Source organism: Streptococcus sp. KHUD_018 (genome assembly GCF_054861215.1).
The window spans coordinates 1,799,490-1,813,227 of record NZ_CM142176.1 but is presented as its reverse complement, the minus strand read 5'-3'; the positions used below and the strand labels follow the sequence as shown (position 1 = coordinate 1,813,227).

Here is a 13,738-nt window from a genome sequence, read left to right as displayed (position 1 = left end):
CCATGAGGAGAAGGTTCTTTTGGGATTTTAAAAGGAAACGATATGAAGAAATATATTTTTATGCGTGTATTGCGTTCATTGGTGTCTATCTTCTTGGTGACAACCTTGACCTACACGATTATCTATACGATGGTTCCTCGAAAACTGATTTTCAAGCAGGATACCAACTATAACAAGATTGCAACGACGCCAGATAAACGGGATAACTATGAAAATACCGTTTATGAGCGGATGGGCTATATCGAGTACTACGATACCAAGGAGTTGCAAGAAAAAGCGAGCACAATGGACTCATCTGTAACAGTTGATGCCAATGAGACTAATAAGGCAATCTACGAAAAATACATCAACCAACTAGGAAATGGTTGGACACTCGGTGTATTCTCAGAAAGTGGTCAATTCTATGCTACGCGTGAAATTCCAATTTTTGAACGTGTTTTCAAATTCTACTCGAACTTGCTCGACATTGATCATACAAACAAGATTCAAGACCCTGAAAATCCAAACTTGGAACGCTATCTTCGTTTTGAAAATGACCCTGCTATTGGTTGGTCATTGGTTGGTTCAGGTACAAAACATAAATACCTTTTGTATTTCAACAATCAATTCCCATTTGTACACCAAAACTTTGTGAACATTAACTTGGGAGACTCTTACCCAACTTATGCAAACACACCAGTGCTTCAAGTTATCACACAGGGTCAGGGACAAACGAAGACATCAGAAGTTCAATTCCCTACGGGTAAAAAGACTTCCTCTGTAGATATTTACTCTCGTACCTACAAGTCACCAAGTCAAGCAGATGCGCGTGAGGTAGCTAACTATGGTAAAGACGATCCATATACAGCTACAGAAAGCAATTATCAATATCCATCAATGATTGCAAGCTCGGCTGTTGCTGGTTTGATCGGTTTGGTTATTTCTTATGCGATTGCCATTCCTCTTGGATCTGCTATGGCTCGCCACAAGAATACTTGGATTGATAGCTTCTCGACAGGTGCTCTAACCTTCTTGCTTGCCCTTCCAACGATCGCTTTGGTTTACATCGTGCGCTTGATTGGATCATCTATTGGTCTGCCTGACTCATTTCCTATCTTGGGGGCTGGAGATTGGCGTTCCTACGTCTTGCCAGCAGTCATTCTAGGTTTGCTGGGAGCACCAAGTACAGCTATCTGGATTCGTCGTTATATGATTGACTTGCAATCTCAAGATTTCGTTCGATTTGCTCGTGCAAAAGGACTGTCTGAAAAAGAAATTTCAAATAAACACATCTTTAAAAATGCCATGGTTCCTTTGGTTTCAGGTATTCCTGGTGCTGTAATCGGAGTTATTGGTGGTGCAACATTGACAGAAACAGTCTTCGCCTTCCCAGGTATGGGTAAAATGTTGATTGACTCTGTTAAGGCATCCAACAACTCAATGGTAGTTGGTCTCGTCTTCATCTTCACATGTATTTCTATCTTCTCACTCTTTGTAGGAGATATCTGGATGACTATGCTTGATCCACGTATTAAATTGACAGAGAAAGGAGGCAAATAATGTCAACAATCGGAAAAGAAAAATTTCAGTTCGTAAAACGTGACGATTTTGCCTCTGAAACAATTGACGCCCCTGCCTATTCATACTGGGGTTCTGTATTTAGACAATTTCTAAAGAAAAAATCAACCGTCTTTATGCTAGGAATTTTGGTTGCTATTATCTTGATGAGCTTTATTTACCCAATGTTCTCAGATTTTGACTTCAACGATGTAAGTAAGGTCAATGACTTCTCTGCTCGTTTTATCAAGCCCAATGCTGAACATTGGTTTGGTACAGATAGCAATGGTAAATCCTTGTTTGACGGGGTTTGGTTTGGTGCGCGTAACTCTATCCTCATCTCTGTAATTGCAACTTTTATCAACCTTGTAATTGGGGTTATTGTTGGTGGAATTTGGGGAATTTCAAAATCCGTTGACCGTGTCATGATGGAAGTTTATAACATTATTTCAAACATTCCATCTCTCTTGATTGTCATTGTCTTGACTTACTCAATCGGTGCTGGTTTCTGGAATTTGATTTTTGCCATGAGTGTGACAACTTGGATTGGGATTGCTTATATGATTCGTATCCAAATCATGCGTTACCGTGATTTGGAATACAACCTTGCTTCTCAAACACTTGGAACACCAACCTTTAAAATCATTGTTAAAAATATCATGCCACAATTGGTATCCGTTATTGTTTCTACGATGACCTTGATGTTGCCAAGCTTCATCTCTTATGAAGCCTTCCTTTCCTTCTTTGGATTGGGATTGCCTGTAACAGTGCCAAGTTTGGGACGTTTGATCTCAGATTACTCACAAAACGTTACGACCAACGCTTACTTATTCTGGATTCCGTTGACAACCTTGATCTTGGTGTCCCTATCTCTCTTCGTTGTTGGTCAAAACCTAGCGGATGCTAGTGATCCACGTACACATAGATAGGAGTAGACATGACAAAAGAAAATAATGTAATTTTGACTGCTCGTGATATTGTCGTGGAATTTGACGTTCGTGACAAAGTTCTGACAGCTATCCGAGGAGTTTCTCTAGACCTGATTGAAGGGGAAGTTCTTGCCTTGGTAGGTGAGTCAGGTTCTGGTAAATCTGTTTTAACAAAAACCTTTACAGGTATGTTAGAAGATAATGGACGTATTGCCCAAGGAAGTATCGACTATCGTGGACAAGACTTGACAGCCTTGACTTCTAACAAGGATTGGGAGAAGATTCGTGGTGCTAAAATTGCGACCATCTTCCAAGATCCTATGACAAGTTTGGACCCAATCAATACAATCGGTAGCCAAATCACTGAAGTTATCGTTAAACACCAAGGGAAAACAGCTAAGGAAGCCAAAGAGATGGCAATCGACTATATGAATAAGGTCGGAATTCCAGACGCTGAAAAACGTTTTGATGAGTATCCTTTCCAATATTCTGGAGGGATGCGTCAACGTATCGTTATCGCGATTGCCCTTGCCTGTCGTCCAGATATCTTGATCTGTGACGAGCCAACAACGGCCCTTGACGTTACCATTCAAGCGCAAATCATTGATTTGCTTAAAACTTTACAAAACGAGTACCACTTTACCATTATCTTTATCACCCATGACCTTGGTGTGGTAGCAAGTATTGCCGATAAGGTAGCGGTTATGTATGCTGGTGAAATTGTAGAATACGGAACTGTTGAGGAAGTCTTCTACGATCCACGTCATCCATATACTTGGAGTCTCTTGTCTAGCTTGCCTCAGCTTGCTGATGATAAAGGGGAATTGTACTCTATCCCAGGAACACCACCGTCTCTTTATACTGAGTTGAAAGGTGATGCCTTTGCCCTTCGTTCAGATTATGCGATGCAAATTGACTTTGAACAGAAAGCACCTCAGTTTTCAGTCACTGATACCCACTGGGCTAAGACTTGGTTGCTTCATGAGAATGCTCCTAAAGTTGAAAAACCTGGAGTCATTGCAGATTTGCATGACAAGATTCGCGATAAAATGGGCTTTGCTCATCTAGAAGACTAGGAGGAAGGAAATGTCTGAAAAATTAGTAGAAATTAAAGATTTAGAAATTTCCTTCGGTGAAGGAAGTAAGAAGTTTGTCGCGGTTAAAAACGCCAACTTCTTTATCAACAAGGGAGAAACATTCTCTCTTGTAGGTGAGTCTGGTAGTGGGAAAACAACGATTGGTCGTGCCATTATTGGTTTAAATAATACTAGTAAAGGTGAGATCATCTTTGATGGTCATAAAATTAATGGGAAAAAATCTCATAAAGAATCATCAGATTTGATCCGTCGCATCCAGATGATTTTCCAGGACCCTGCAGCTAGCTTGAATGAGCGTGCGACAGTTGACTATATCATCTCTGAAGGTCTTTACAACTACCACTTGTTCAAAGATGAAGAAGATCGAAAAGAAAAAGTTCAAAAGATGATTCATGAAGTTGGGCTTTTGAAAGAACACTTGACCCGTTACCCACACGAGTTTTCTGGTGGTCAACGTCAGCGTATCGGGATTGCCCGTGCTCTTGTGATGGAACCTGATTTCGTTATTGCGGATGAGCCAATTTCAGCCTTAGACGTATCTGTTCGCGCGCAAGTCTTGAACTTGCTCAAGAAGTTCCAAAAAGAGTTGGGCTTGACCTATCTCTTTATCGCGCATGACTTGTCAGTTGTTCGCTTTATCTCAGATCGTATCGCAGTTATCTATAAGGGAGTTATCGTCGAGGTGGCGGAGACAGAGGAATTGTTTAACAATCCTGTCCACCCATACACTCAAGCACTTCTATCTGCTGTACCGATTCCAGATCCAATCTTGGAACGCAAGAAGGTCTTGAAAGTTTACGATCCTGACCAACATGACTATGAGACCGACAAGCCATCTATGGTAGAAATTCGTCCAGGTCACTATGTTTGGGCCAATCAAGCAGAACTTGCTCGTTACAAGAAAGCTCTTAAAGAATAAACAAATTAGGAGAGGACCTAAAGGTCTTCTCATTTTTAATAGAAAAATTCCCCTTCTACGAGCTTATAAAAGGGGAATTGTATTATCATTAGCGTTTAGACCAAGTGCGTTTCATAAAGAGTAGCAAAATTGGGTAAATCTCTAAGCGACCTGCGATCATTGCAAAGGAGAGGAGGATTTTAGAGATGGGACTAAAGATGGAAAAACTCGAGGTCGTACCTAGAATAGGTCCGATATTGTTAAAACAGCTGAAGACAGCACTGGTCACGACTAGAAAATCATTGCTATCAAGACTGACGATAAAGATGAGAGAGAGAATAATCATCATATAGATAGCAAAATATTTAAGAATCTTGTGCTGGGTATCCTTATCAATCACAGTTTTATTGATGTGTAGAGTCAAAACACGGTGAGGGGATAAAGTGGACAAAATCTGATTTTTTGCGATTTTAGAGAGGATAAGTCCTCTGATCACCTTAAGACCACCTGCAGTTGAGCCAGCTGATCCACCGATTCCCATGAGGAAGAGGAGGATAAATTGGGAGAAGAGAGGCCAGTTGGTAATATCTCCGTAACCAAAACCTGTTGTCGTGATGATATTGGAAACCTGAAAGAAGGCCATTTCAACACTTTTAGAGACCCCTTGGTAGAGGTGGAGTGTATTAAGAGTAATCAAGCCTGTAGAAACTAGGACAATGATGATATATGCTCGTAGTTCTTCATCTCCAAAGAAAGCCTTAACCCGACGGAGCATGAGGTAGTAGTAGAGATTGAAGTTAACCCCAAAAACCAGAACTCCGATACTAACTAGATAGGTGATGAGTGAGCTACCATAGTGGGCAATTCCGTCGTTATAGACGGTAAAGCCCCCAGTTCCTGCTGTTCCCATAGCGATGACAAAACTATCATAGAGGGGCATGCCTGCTAAGTAGTAGATAACCACAAAAAGGGAGAAGAGAGCCAGATAAAGCAGATAGAGAATCTGGGCAGTGTTTTTTAGCTTGGATACGACCTTGCCAAAGACAGGTCCAGGGACTTCAGCCTTCATCACCTCCAAGTGACTATTCTTTGCATTGTCCATAATGGCAAGTGCAAAGACGAGCACCCCCATCCCTCCAATCAAGTGGGTGAAACTTCGCCAGAAGAGGAGGGAACGAGTGAGAACGGAAACATCGTTCAGGATAGTTGCTCCTGTAGTCGTAAATCCAGAACTGATTTCAAAGAAGGCATCGATGACGCTTGGGATTTGTCCTGAAAAGACAAAGGGGAGGCCACCAAAGAAAGACCATAGAATCCAACAGAGAGCAACAATTAAGACCCCTTCCTTGGCATAAATCCGTTGATTTTTCGGTTTCCGTAAAACGCCTAGACCACCGAGGAGGACTAAAATTCCAATCGTAGAAAAGAGAGCGATAAATACTTGACTGGATTCTTGGTAATAGATCGCTACACTAACAGGGACTAGGAGAAGAACAGCCTCAATCAAGAGAAGTTTTGAGAGGAGGTAACGAATCATACTTTTATTCATTTTTTACCTCTCAATCAAATCATAAATTTTGGTGATATTTGGCAATAAGGTCGTCACGAGTAACTTGTCTCCCACCTCAAGCAGATCCTCTCCAGTAGGGAAGATTGTTTTTCCTTTTCGGATAATGGCTGCGATGAGAACCCCTTTTTTCAATTTCAACTGTGATAGAGGTTTGGCAGTCATTTTATTAGCTTCCTTGATTTGGAATTGGAGAGTTTCAATTTGACCGTTTGCGAGATGGTGCATGGCTTGAAGATCTGAATACTGAGCGTTTACTCGACCACGGATAAAGTGCATAATGGTATCCACTGCGATGCTTTTTGGTGTGATGATACTCGAAAAATCAGGCGCGTGGATAATCTCTAGAAGGCTTGTTCGATTGACCTTGGTGATATTCTTATGGACGCCAACTCGGTCAAGGAACATAGAAGTGATGATATTTTCCTCATCAACCCCAGTCAAGGTTGCGACTGCATCATAGTGGGGAGCACTTTCTTCAAGCAAAATGTCTTTTGCAGTTCCATCTCCTTGGACAATATAGAGATTGGGGAACTTTTCGCTGAAGAAACGAGCTCTTTCAGGATTGATCTCGATGACCTTGGTATCAATGCGACTGTCTTTTAAAATGCCGAGAAGATAATAAGCGATCTTTCCAGCTCCAACGATAAGCAAGCTTTTCACTGCACGAGATTTAAAATAGTTATGGAAAAGCATCATATCTACACGATTTCCCGTAACAAAAATCCTATCTTTGTCTTGGATAGTAACATCACCACTTGGGATCATCAGTTGATGATCTCTCTCCATAGCACAGACAATAATATTCCCAAATTTTTTACGGAAGTCTGAGATTGGCATTTGACAAAGACCGCTAGAATCCTTGACAACAAACTCCATGAGACTGACCCGACCTCCAGCAAATCGTTCAACAGAGAGGGCATTAGGGAAATCAATGATATTTGAGATCGCACGCGCTGCTAGGAGTTCTGGGTTAACGATAAGTGAGAATCCAAGAATATTTTTCTCTTTAAAATAGGCATTAGAGTATTCAGGATTTCGTACCCGAACGATGGTTTCTTTAGCGCCCATTTTTTTAGCAAGTACCGCTGAAATCATATTCACTTCATCGTATTCAGTTAGAGCGATAAAGATATCACACTCTTGGACGCCGGCTTGCTCCAAGATGGCAAAGTCAGCACCATTTCCAAGAAGGCCCATGATATCAAAGCGACTGACAATATGGTTAAGTACAGCTTCATTTTGCTCGATGAGGACAACGTCATGGTTTTCCGCTACTAGTGAACGACAGAGGGCAAAACCGACTTTCCCTCCACCAACAAGGACAATTTTCATATAAAAAACCTACTTTTTCATGATGTAACTATCATACCCTTTTTTAGCAAAAAATGCACTTGCCAAGCCGATTTTTGGGAGAAGAAAGGACTTTTTCAAGTTTTTGAAGATAAATATGCTTAACTTCTATAACAATATCTCTGATTTGAAGTGATTTTACTCTCTTGCTAAGGCTATTTTGAAAGTGAATGTCTCGGTATGAAAATATAATAAAAAAAGTAAAAAAATCAAGTCGTTTCTATTGACATTGATTCTGAAAGTGTTATACTAAGAAAGTAGTTTCGCTGATTTACTTCAAACCTGTTGTGAGGTAAGTTAACGATGCCTTAACCACGCTGTTTGCTGAGCTTGACTCCGGGCAGTGTGGCTATTTTTTTGTAATGATAAAAGGAAGCCAGTCATGACAAATCACATTGTATTATTTGAACCTCAGATTCCACAAAACACAGGTAACATTGCGCGTACTTGCGCTGCGACCAATTCTCCCCTTCACATCATCAAACCGATGGGATTTCCGATTGATGACCGCAAGATGAAGCGAGCTGGTTTGGACTACTGGGATAAGCTTGAGATTTATTTTTATGACAGTTTGGAAGATTTCATGTCTCAGATGAAGGGTAAACTCTATCTGATTTCAAAATTTGCGGAAAAGGTCTATTCTGAAGCAGATTTATCGACGGACGAGGACTATTATTTTCTCTTTGGACGTGAAGACAAGGGCTTGCCTGAGGACTTTATGCGAGACCATCCTGAGAAAGCTCTCCGTATTCCTATGAACGATGAACATGTCCGCAGTCTCAATGTGTCCAATACCGTCTGCATGATCGTCTACGAAGCTCTCCGTCAGCAAAATTTTGCAGGTCTTGAGCTTGTTCACACCTATGAAGCAGATAAATTGAAATAATCAAAATGCTTGCACTTGCAAGCGTTTTTTGTTATGATAAAGGGGTCTTCAGGGCTGGGTGTAATTCCCGACCGGCGGTGACTTTAACTAGCTATTCTGGCGTACTCTTCGTTGTCTTGTCTTGATATACTCAAGTATTATCTTCGACTGCGACGCCTAGATTAATCCAAAATATCTTAGTTAAAGAAGTCCGCGAGCGCAAGCTGATGTGGTGCGATTCCACAACCGACAGTATAGTCTGGATGGGAGAAGACGAAAGAATAGCCTTGTCTGTTCTGATGAGTTTATAGATGAATTGCAACCGCTTGCTCAAAAGAGTGAGAGGGAACTTTTGGGATATAAAAAGTGAGAATAGATAGAGGGATCCTTTCCAACTTCTTCTGATTTTATAGAAAATTGGAGGAACCTGTTATGACAAACACACGTCGACTTTCGACCATTGCGATTTTATCAGCCATTTCATTTGTGCTGATGTACTTTGACTTTCCGCTCTTGCCAGCGGCGACCTTCCTCAAGATCGAGTTTAGTATCTTGCCAGTCCTTGTGGGCTTAGTGGTGATGGATTTGCCAGCTGCTCTAGGCATTCTCTTGCTTCGATCACTCTTGAAGTTGCTTCTGAATAGCCAGGGAGTGAATACCTACATTGGCTTACCAATGAATATCGTAGCCTTGGGAGTTTTTGTTATCGCTTTTGGTTTGATTTGGAAAAAGGAACGCAGCACCCTTCGTTTCCTACTAGCATCTCTAGCGGGAACTGTCGGCTTGACTGCTGCTATGTTGGTTCTCAACTATGTCTATGCTGTTCCTTTGTACGCGAAGTTTGCCAACTTTGATATTGGAAAAATTTTGGGACTTTCCAACTACCTAATGACTATGGTATTACCTTTTAACTTGATTGAGGGTGTAATCTTTGCCGTTTCATTCTGGTTGTTATACGTCCTCTTGAAACCAACCTTAAAACATTATGAGAGATAAACAAACATTTTTAATGAAGGGCAGTTTTGCCCTTTTACTTTTCGTCCTTCTTGGCTACATGGTTAAGTTCTATCCTGAAACGCTGGTCGGTTTTGATCAACCGATTCAGACTGCCCTTCGTGGGGACTTGCCAGATTATTTGACAGTTCTGTTCCGTGCGCTTACGCATTTGATTGATATCCCGGTGATTATCACCTGGGTTGCCATTGCAGTCTTTATCTTTTATCGTAAGCAGTGGAAGATAGAAAGCTACTTCATGGCGGGTAATCTAGCCTTAGCCGGTCTTTTAATCGTGATCTTTAAAAACATCTACCAGCGTCCACGACCAGCTATCTTACACTTGGTAGAGGAGAAGGGATTTTCTTTTCCAAGTGGGCATTCTCTGGCAGTGACGCTGATGGTAGGGACTTTGATTGTCATTCTCAGTCAGCGGATGAAAGATCCAGTCTGGAGAAAAATTGTGCAAATTGTCCTTGGCTTCTACCTCGTCAGTGTACTGTTATCTCGGGTCTATCTGGGAGTTCACTATCCATCAGATGTTCTTGCCAGTCTCTGTGTGGGCTTGGGAGTCTTGTTTATCGAGTTTCCCTTCTATGACAAGCTCCGCTTCCAATGGCGATTTAAAGGCAAGCAGAGGTGAGATAGGTCTTGCAAGAATGGTAAAAATCTGATAAACTAAGTAGTAATTGAATAGGAATCCGCAAGACTAGTATCTCAGGGGAAGTATATCAGGGAGGAGAGCCATGACTGCAAGCTCTCTATATGAAAGCTGAGTGAATTCACTTGCGCATGGATTTAGAAATGAAGGTCTGACTTGTCAGATGAAACGGATGGTACCGCGTGTCAACGCTCCGAGTGGAGTTTTTGGCATGTGGTTTTCTTTTTATCTACGAGAGACTGATGGAGGAATTATGTCAACTATTGAAGAACAATTAAAAGCGCTTCGAGAAGAAACGCTGGCTAGCTTGAAGCAGATTACTGCTGAAAATGAAAAAGAGATGCAAGACTTACGTGTCTCTGTACTTGGGAAAAAAGGGTCGCTTACTGAAATTCTCAAAGGAATGAAAGATGTATCGGCTGAAATGCGCCCTGTCATCGGGAAACACGTTAATGAAGCGCGTGATGTTTTGACGGCAGCCTTTGAAGAAACAGCTAAGCTCTTGGAAGAAAAGAAAGTTGCAGCTCAACTAGCAAGTGAGAGCATCGATGTGACACTTCCAGGTCGTCCAGTTGCGGTTGGTCACCGTCACGTTTTGACACAAACCAGTGAAGAAATCGAAGATATTTTCATCGGTATGGGTTACCAAGTCGTGGATGGTTTTGAAGTGGAGCAAGACTACTATAACTTCGAGCGTATGAATCTTCCAAAAGATCACCCAGCTCGCGATATGCAGGACACCTTCTACATCACAGAAGAGATTTTACTCCGTACCCACACGTCTCCAGTTCAGGCGCGTGCTATGGACGCCCATGATTTTTCAAAAGGTCCTTTGAAGATGATCTCACCGGGGCGCGTATTCCGTCGTGATACGGACGACGCGACTCACAGTCACCAATTCCACCAAATCGAAGGATTAGTTGTTGGGAAGAACATTTCTATGGCTGACCTTCAAGGAACGCTTCAGTTGATTGTTCAAAAAATGTTTGGTGAAGAGCGCCAGATCCGTCTGCGTCCGTCTTATTTCCCATTCACTGAGCCATCTGTTGAGGTGGACGTTTCTTGCTTCAAGTGTGGAGGAGACGGCTGTAACGTATGTAAGAAAACAGGTTGGATCGAGATTATGGGTGCCGGTATGGTTCACCCACGTGTCCTTGAGATGAGTGGCATCGATGCGACTGTTTACTCTGGATTTGCCTTTGGTCTTGGTCAAGAGCGTGTCGCTATGCTCCGTTACGGAATCAACGATATCCGTGGATTCTATCAAGGAGATGTCCGCTTCTCAGAACAGTTTAAATAAGATTGAAACCTGAAACACAGTCCTATAGAGTCCTAGTCATTTTCTCTTGATGAGAATGGTGAGGACTGACACGAAGAAAAAGAAAGGAATTGAAAAGGTCTTACTCGGTGAGATCTTACAATCAGAATTATGCTTGTATCTTATAAATGGTTAAAAGAATTGGTGGACATTGATGTGCCATCACAAGAGTTGGCTGAAAAAATGTCAACCACAGGGATTGAGGTAGAAGGTGTCGAATCGCCGGCTACTGGTCTCTCAAAAATTGTCGTCGGTGAGGTCTTGTCATGCGAAGATGTGCCGGAAACTCACCTCCATGTCTGTCAGGTTAACGTTGGCGAAGAAGAAGCCCGTCAAATCGTCTGCGGTGCACCAAATGTGCGCGCAGGCATCAAGGTCATGGTGGCTCTTCCGGGAGCTCGTATCGCTGACAACTACAAGATCAAAAAAGGGAAAATCCGTGGCTTGGAGTCGCTTGGGATGATCTGTTCACTTGGTGAATTGGGGATTTCTGACTCAGTTGTGCCAAAGGAATTCGCAGATGGCATTCAAATCTTGCCTCAAGATGCAGTTCCTGGGGACGAAGTCTTTTCTTACCTAGACTTGGATGATGAAATCATCGAACTTTCCATTACTCCAAATCGTGCAGATGCTCTATCTATGCGTGGAGTAGCGCACGAAGTGGCAGCCATCTATGACAAGGCAGTTAACTTTAAAGAATTTACTCTAACAGAAACAAACGAAGTAGCAGCAGATGCACTTTCTGTAGGCATTGAAACAGACAAGGCTCCTTACTATGCGACTCGTATCTTGGACAATGTGACCATCGCACCAAGTCCACAATGGTTGCAAAACCTTCTTATGAACGAAGGCATCCGTCCAATCAATAACGTAGTTGACGTGACAAACTACATCCTGCTTTACTTTGGTCAACCGATGCATGCCTTTGACTTGGATACCTTTGAAGGAACTGACATCCGTGTACGTGAAGCGCGTGTCGGTGAAAAATTGGTGACCTTGGACGGTGAAGAACGTGAACTTGCAGAAACTGACCTAGTCATCACTGTGGCTGACAAACCAGTAGCCCTTGCAGGTGTCATGGGTGGTCAAGCAACAGAAATCTCTGAAAAATCTAGTCGTGTCGTCCTTGAAGCTGCTGTTTTCAATGGCAAATCGATTCGTAAGACTAGCGGACGCCTCAACCTTCGTTCGGAATCATCTTCTCGCTTTGAAAAAGGCATCAATGTGGCAACTGTTAACGAAGCCCTTGATGCTGCAGCGAGCATGATTGCTGATCTTGCAGGTGCGACGGTGCGTAAGGGCATCGTTTCAGCAGGCCAGCTTGATACTTCAGATGTGGAAGTTTCTTCGACTCTTGAAGACGTTAACCGCGTCCTTGGTACGGAGCTTTCATACACTGATGTCGAAGATGTCTTCCGTCGTCTTGGCTTTGGCCTTTCTGGCAATGCAGAATCATTTACAGTCAGCGTACCACGTCGTCGTTGGGATATCACTATCGAAGCTGACCTCTTTGAAGAAATCGCTCGTATCTATGGTTATGACCGCTTGCCAACCAGTCTTCCAAAAGATGACGGTACAGCTGGTGAATTGACTGCGACACAAAAACTTCGCCGTCAAGTTCGTACTATTGCTGAAGGAGCAGGTTTGACAGAAATCATTACCTACGCTCTGACAACTCCTGAAAAAGCAGTTGAGTTTACAGCTCAGCCAAGTAACCTTACAGAACTTATGTGGCCAATGACAGTGGACCGTTCTGTCCTCCGTCAAAATATGATTTCTGGTATCCTTGATACAGTTGCCTACAACGTGGCTCGTAAGAACAAAAACTTGGCACTTTACGAGATTGGAAAAGTCTTTGAACAAACAGGTAATCCAAAAGAAGAACTTCCAAATGAGATCAACAGCTTTGCCTTTGCCTTGACAGGCTTGGTTGCTGAAAAAGACTTCCAAACAGCAGCAGTTCCAGTTGATTTCTTCTATGCTAAGGGAATCCTTGAAGCGCTTTTTGCTCGCTTGGGGCTTGAAGTGACTTATACAGCAACAGATGAAATTGCTAGTCTTCACCCAGGCCGTACAGCTGTGATTTCACTCGGTGACCAAGTTCTTGGTTTCCTTGGTCAAGTGCATCCAGTCACTGCGAAGGCTTATGATATTCCAGAAACGTATGTAGCGGAGCTCAACCTTTCAGCCATCGAAGTTGCCCTTCAACCAGCTACTCCATTTGTGGAAATTACCAAATTCCCAGCGGTTAGTCGTGATATTGCTCTACTTCTCAAGGCAGAAGTCACTCACCAAGAAGTTGTAGATGCTATCCGAGCTGCAGGCGTGAAACGTTTGACAGATATCAAACTCTTTGACGTCTTCTCAGGTGAAAAATTGGGACTTGGTATGAAGTCAATGGCCTATAGCTTGACCTTCCAAAATCCAGAAGATAGCTTGACAGACGAAGAAGTCGCACGCTATATGGAAAAAATCCAAGCATCACTCGAAGAAAAAGTCAATGCAGAAGTGCGTTAACTCA

General features: G+C 42.5%; 11 protein-coding genes and 1 riboswitch. Of the genes, 9 read left to right on the top strand and 2 right to left on the bottom strand.

The window, feature by feature from the left end; all coding sequences use genetic code 11:
• Window positions 1-42: 42 nt before the first annotated feature.
• The 4 genes from ACVBD2_RS09135 to ACVBD2_RS09120 are packed head-to-tail and all read left to right on the top strand — an operon-like array spanning window position 43 to window position 4,481.
• Window positions 43-1,539, top strand: a complete 1,497-nt coding sequence (locus tag ACVBD2_RS09135) for an ABC transporter permease (RefSeq protein WP_084974385.1) — start codon at window positions 43-45, stop codon at window positions 1,537-1,539.
• Entirely contained in the window at window positions 1,539-2,465 is a 927-nt protein-coding gene (oppC, locus tag ACVBD2_RS09130) for an oligopeptide ABC transporter permease OppC (protein WP_000103934.1), read from the top strand. Before ACVBD2_RS09135 ends, oppC begins: the two co-directional genes overlap by 1 nt.
• Before the next feature lie 8 nt (window positions 2,466-2,473).
• Window positions 2,474-3,541, top strand: coding sequence for an ABC transporter ATP-binding protein (locus ACVBD2_RS09125; protein ID WP_247941188.1), 1,068 nt, complete (start codon window positions 2,474-2,476; stop codon window positions 3,539-3,541).
• 10 nt (window positions 3,542-3,551) lie between these two features.
• The gene (locus ACVBD2_RS09120) at window positions 3,552-4,481 is read left to right on the top strand and encodes an ATP-binding cassette domain-containing protein (protein ID WP_001291308.1); all 930 of its coding nucleotides are present in this window, start codon (window positions 3,552-3,554) and stop codon (window positions 4,479-4,481) included.
• Between the two features lie 88 nt (window positions 4,482-4,569).
• On the opposite strand, the gene ACVBD2_RS09115 is transcribed toward ACVBD2_RS09120, so the two are convergent.
• Together ACVBD2_RS09115 and trkA are read right to left on the bottom strand one after the other, a co-directional pair.
• Window positions 4,570-6,009: a TrkH family potassium uptake protein gene (locus tag ACVBD2_RS09115; protein ID WP_461685657.1), complete on the bottom strand. Its 1,440-nt coding sequence runs from the start codon at window positions 6,007-6,009 to the stop codon at window positions 4,570-4,572.
• A 3-nt stretch (window positions 6,010-6,012) separates the two neighbouring features.
• Window positions 6,013-7,362: a Trk system potassium transporter TrkA gene (gene trkA, locus ACVBD2_RS09110; protein WP_461685656.1), complete on the bottom strand. Its 1,350-nt coding sequence runs from the start codon at window positions 7,360-7,362 to the stop codon at window positions 6,013-6,015.
• Window positions 7,363-7,762: 400 nt separating this feature from the next.
• Here trkA and ACVBD2_RS09105 point away from each other — a divergent pair, with 400 nt between their 5' ends.
• The 5 genes from ACVBD2_RS09105 (at window position 7,763) to pheT (ending at window position 13,734) form a co-directional block, all read left to right on the top strand.
• On the top strand, window positions 7,763-8,266 hold the full coding sequence (locus ACVBD2_RS09105) for a tRNA (cytidine(34)-2'-O)-methyltransferase (protein WP_461685655.1): 504 nt from the start codon (window positions 7,763-7,765) through the stop codon (window positions 8,264-8,266).
• A gap of 40 nt (window positions 8,267-8,306) precedes the next feature.
• Window positions 8,307-8,524: riboswitch (FMN riboswitch) on the top strand.
• A 153-nt stretch (window positions 8,525-8,677) separates the two neighbouring features.
• Window positions 8,678-9,241 carry an ECF transporter S component gene (locus ACVBD2_RS09100; protein ID WP_000185844.1) on the top strand — a complete coding sequence of 188 codons (564 nt, stop codon included), beginning with the start codon at window positions 8,678-8,680 and terminating at the stop codon, window positions 9,239-9,241.
• Window positions 9,231-9,881, top strand: a complete 651-nt coding sequence (locus ACVBD2_RS09095; protein ID WP_461685654.1) for a phosphatase PAP2 family protein — start codon at window positions 9,231-9,233, stop codon at window positions 9,879-9,881. Before ACVBD2_RS09100 ends, ACVBD2_RS09095 begins: the two co-directional genes overlap by 11 nt.
• A gap of 271 nt (window positions 9,882-10,152) precedes the next feature.
• Window positions 10,153-11,199 (top strand): phenylalanine--tRNA ligase subunit alpha, encoded by a 1,047-nt coding sequence (gene pheS / locus ACVBD2_RS09090; RefSeq protein ID WP_461686304.1) that lies wholly within the window; start codon window positions 10,153-10,155, stop codon window positions 11,197-11,199.
• Between the two features lie 129 nt (window positions 11,200-11,328).
• Window positions 11,329-13,734, top strand: coding sequence for a phenylalanine--tRNA ligase subunit beta (gene pheT, locus ACVBD2_RS09085; protein ID WP_461685653.1), 2,406 nt, complete (start codon window positions 11,329-11,331; stop codon window positions 13,732-13,734).
• Window positions 13,735-13,738: the final 4 nt, after the last annotated feature.

What these genes read in the sequence shown, in the direction of transcription:
- ACVBD2_RS09120 (WP_001291308.1), top strand. Translation starts at nt 3,552, where the DNA reads ATGTCTGAAAAATTAGTAGAAATTAAAGATTTAGAAATTTCCTTCGGT.
- pheT (WP_461685653.1), top strand. Translation starts at nt 11,329, where the DNA reads ATGCTTGTATCTTATAAATGGTTAAAAGAATTGGTGGACATTGATGTG.
- ACVBD2_RS09135 (WP_084974385.1), top strand. Translation starts at nt 43, where the DNA reads ATGAAGAAATATATTTTTATGCGTGTATTGCGTTCATTGGTGTCTATC.
- ACVBD2_RS09115 (WP_461685657.1), bottom strand. Translation starts at nt 6,009, where the DNA reads ATGAATAAAAGTATGATTCGTTACCTCCTCTCAAAACTTCTCTTGATT.
- ACVBD2_RS09095 (WP_461685654.1), top strand. Translation starts at nt 9,231, where the DNA reads ATGAGAGATAAACAAACATTTTTAATGAAGGGCAGTTTTGCCCTTTTA.
- ACVBD2_RS09105 (WP_461685655.1), top strand. Translation starts at nt 7,763, where the DNA reads ATGACAAATCACATTGTATTATTTGAACCTCAGATTCCACAAAACACA.
- ACVBD2_RS09125 (WP_247941188.1), top strand. Translation starts at nt 2,474, where the DNA reads ATGACAAAAGAAAATAATGTAATTTTGACTGCTCGTGATATTGTCGTG.
- oppC (WP_000103934.1), top strand. Translation starts at nt 1,539, where the DNA reads ATGTCAACAATCGGAAAAGAAAAATTTCAGTTCGTAAAACGTGACGAT.
- pheS (WP_461686304.1), top strand. Translation starts at nt 10,153, where the DNA reads ATGTCAACTATTGAAGAACAATTAAAAGCGCTTCGAGAAGAAACGCTG.
- ACVBD2_RS09100 (WP_000185844.1), top strand. Translation starts at nt 8,678, where the DNA reads ATGACAAACACACGTCGACTTTCGACCATTGCGATTTTATCAGCCATT.
- trkA (WP_461685656.1), bottom strand. Translation starts at nt 7,362, where the DNA reads ATGAAAATTGTCCTTGTTGGTGGAGGGAAAGTCGGTTTTGCCCTCTGT.